The organism is Microcystis sp. M31BS1 (genome assembly GCF_020245285.1).
Lineage (GTDB): Bacteria > Cyanobacteriota > Cyanobacteriia > Cyanobacteriales > Microcystaceae > Microcystis > Microcystis panniformis.
In genome coordinates this window covers 1-3,364 of the sequence record NZ_JADBVE010000204.1, presented here as the reverse complement: position 1 = coordinate 3,364, position 3,364 = coordinate 1, and the positions used below count along the sequence as shown (strand labels likewise).

At 45.0% G+C, this 3,364-nt stretch carries 3 protein-coding genes; all 3 read right to left on the bottom strand.

What is annotated here, in order from left to right:
• Window positions 1-429 (bottom strand): Uma2 family endonuclease (locus tag IM509_RS12025; RefSeq protein ID WP_287716971.1); only part of this gene is annotated, 429 nt, incomplete at its 3' end.
• 38 nt (window positions 430-467) lie between these two features.
• Complete coding sequence (locus IM509_RS12020; protein WP_052276007.1) at window positions 468-935, bottom strand: DUF29 domain-containing protein; 468 nt, start codon at window positions 933-935, stop codon at window positions 468-470.
• Entirely contained in the window at window positions 932-3,280 is a 2,349-nt protein-coding gene (locus tag IM509_RS12015) for an HD family phosphohydrolase (RefSeq protein WP_072923657.1), read from the bottom strand. Before IM509_RS12015 ends, IM509_RS12020 begins: the two co-directional genes overlap by 4 nt.
• Window positions 3,281-3,364 lie beyond the last annotated feature (84 nt).

Genomic DNA, 3,364 nt, shown 5'->3' with positions numbered 1-3,364 from the left:
ACCCACATCAGTCAGAGAAGTAAAATCCACTTCTATAGCTAAATCGGGAGGAGGATCAACAGTTAAATCAATTCTTTCTTTGCCTAAAATTGCCTGTCTATTATCAATATAAAAACAAGTATCTGGTTCTAATCCCGCTTCTCCCAGCATTTTCAAGGTAATCGGATCAAAACATTGCCAGTCTTTACCTTGACGACGGAGGATAATTTTTACTAAATCCCTTAATGTATCAACACGATTGCCATGACTTGGTAGGGGAGACATAAGCCTAATTTCTTGAGTTTTGCGATTAAAATAGAGTTTTGGATAGGTTTTTTGGAGACGTAAACTCAGCAATCTTTCGTAATCTTCCCAAGTCTGATGGGGAAAAATAACTTGACTGCCTGGAGATAAAGATAAAGTATTTTCGTTGAGAGTAATTAGTAACATTTTGGTAATTATCCTTAATTTTTTCCTGTGGGATTTAACTAATTTCGCTCTGGCAACCAATGCCTATTAAGCATTTGTTCGAGGGAATAGGGACAATTTAGAGGGAAATTGTGAGGAGATATTTCAGTTTTTTGCCCAACAATAAAAACGGCATCTTGATAGATTCTTTTTTGGTTATCTAGGAGATATTTTTCTAGATTTGTGCTTAAGTATCCATTTAGCTGAACTCTAAAAGTGGCTATTTCTCCTTGCCAATGCCGATGATTTAATTCAAATTCTTCTGACCAATATTGCCACAGCAAAAGCTGAATAATTATCTGTCTTAAAAAACTCTCAACTCGATTTCTATCCCGTTTGCTCAAAGCCTCCAACTCCTCGATTAAATGTTGAATATCTAACTCGGCTAGACGATTGGCCTTGAGAAGTTTAATTGTTTCAGTCAACCAGAGATGTTCATCTTGTTCGTAGAGAAATTGTAACTGATTTAGCCAAGTATCTTTTTTCATATTTTTTTGGCTGAGGAGACTTCTAAAACTGCTTTTGGGTAGGCAATGCGTTGATGGTGGAATTGTTGCCAAACTTGCACAAAAACCTCGGCAATAATTGGTAATTCCTCCTGACGAATACCACTATCTACTAATTGTTGATCGCGCCATCGGGCCTGAAAAATCTTTTTGATCATATCCATGGCTTGTTCTGGGGAGGCCTCCTTCAGCGATCGCAAAGCGGCCTCGCTACTATCGGCTAACATAACGATCGCCGTTTCTCGCGATTGGGGAATCGGACCATCGTAGCGAAAGGCCGCCTCATCGACGAGTTCTTGACCATTTTGGGCGGATTTTTGCAAAGCTTGCTGATAAAAATAGGAAATTAAGAGATTGCCTTGGTGTTCGGGAATAAAATCGCGGACGACTCGCGGTAAACCGTGTCTGCGGGCCATGACTAACCCTTCGCTAACGTGCTTTTTAATAATCTCGGCGCTGACGTAGGGATCATTAATTTCATCGTGTTTATTCGGGCCACCCATTTGATTTTCAATAAAACCGAGAGGATCGTGCATTTTCCCGATATCGTGATAAAGGGTTCCCGTGCGAATTAATTCCACATTACAGTGCAGTTTTCGGGCGGCCGCTTCAGCTAAACAGGCGACAAAAAGGGTATGTTGAAAAGTACCCGGTGCTTCCGTGGCCAAACGTTTGAGCAAACTACAATTAGGATTGGACAACTCCACCAGACGAATGGGAGTGACCACATCGAAACAGCGTTCCAAATAGGGGGATAATCCTAGGGCGATTACTGTCCAAGCTATTCCCGATAGACCATAGACGAGCGCCGTGGGTAGTAGAGTATAGATGACCGTGCTGGCCGTGGCGCTAACGATTAGGTAAGTGAGCAGATAAACACCCCCTTGACTGACTCCGATTCCCATCCCTAGGAGCGATAATTCATCCCGGGAGCGCAATTTTGCCGCTATCATCGCCGCTAATAGTCCCCCAATCGTCCCGGCGATTAAATCGGCGCTGATGCCTTGGATGCTGAATAGGGAAAGACCGGCAGTTAAGAGGACTTGGGTGACGGCCAGAGTCGGGCCATAGAAACTGCTGAGTAATAAACCCACGGCTGCCAGATTGGTAAAGGGAATATGGGCGATCGCTAGGATCGGTGTGGTAAAACTCAGTAAACCCAAGAGAAGAAAATCCCGGTGACGCAGGGGCCGATGGAGACGCTGGGAAACGAGGCAAAAAGTCCCGATCGCGCTGGTGACAAGGATTGCCGTTGACCCTAAACCCATCCAGTTAATGCCCCGTTCGCTCAAACCAAAGCCATCGATGAGAACAAACTGAGCTTGAGTAATTGTTTCGCCTGCTTTAACGATAATTTGACCAGCTTGAGCGTCAGACATAACCATATCTACCGCTTCCACCGCTTTAGTGGCTTGTTCTTTGGTTGCCTCCCGATCTTCTATCAGGTTCGCTTGTCCCTCCAGGGCCGCTAGAAGGATATTTTCGGCTAAAGACTGCTGGCGACTGGTTAGGCGATCGCTGCTAATCTGCACGGCGATGGTATCCTGTAGGTGACTGGTGGAAATCCCTGGGGGAATGCCTTGTACCAAAATCCGGCGACTCGCTTGCAGGATGGCTGTTTCTAGGTTTGGCCACTCTCGATCGCCCATTTGGGCCACTGTGATCAGATCGGCGTATTTGAGTTTATTTAAGCTGGAATGCTGATAATTTTGGCTGGTTTGCTCCTTTATTTGCCGTAATTGCCCTAATCGATCGATAAATTGCTCAAAGTTACCCTTGGCCACGCGCTGACGATAGGCTTGGATTTCGCTAACAGCATATTCCTGTTCTTTTGTCAAGGGTTTTGTAAAAGATTCTTCATAGTTGAGGCGGCTTTGTAGAGTTGACCATTGAGCGGCAGAAAAGGTGAGCAGCGTTTCCATTGTGGCGTTAGAAATATTCCTGCCCATTAAAATGGAATTTTTTCGCAGAATTGGGCTAATTTGACTTAATTGCCCTAAAGTGTCTCGCAGCGATCGCTCGATCTGGTCGGTGGTTTGGGGGTCTCTTTTCAGCCGGGGAAGCAGTCCAGCCCGAATTTTTTGGCGTTTGAGGGCGGTGGTTTCTTGGTCTTGAAAACGGGCATCTTCGGGGGCGATAATCGTGACGGGGGAAATAGTCCCGACGGCCAATTTCGGCTGATTATAGAAACGATAACCGACCACGCTAGTCAGACAACCGACGGTAAACAGGAAGATTAACGGTCGTCGCAGTTTACCGAGGGAGTAAGAGCGAGATTTTCGGGCAGAATCAGGAAAAACAGTGAAAGAATGCAGAAAATGATTCATAAATTCCAGCTAAATTCTATAAACTGCGCCACCATGCCCAGAGGAAAAATACCAGCAATTTGGTTGTGTGTTCCCTTTTCTATT

Coding starts and splice junctions, on each gene's coding strand:
- IM509_RS12020 (WP_052276007.1), bottom strand. CDS start 935: ATGAAAAAAGATACTTGGCTAAATCAGTTACAATTTCTCTACGAACAA.
- IM509_RS12015 (WP_072923657.1), bottom strand. CDS start 3,280: ATGAATCATTTTCTGCATTCTTTCACTGTTTTTCCTGATTCTGCCCGA.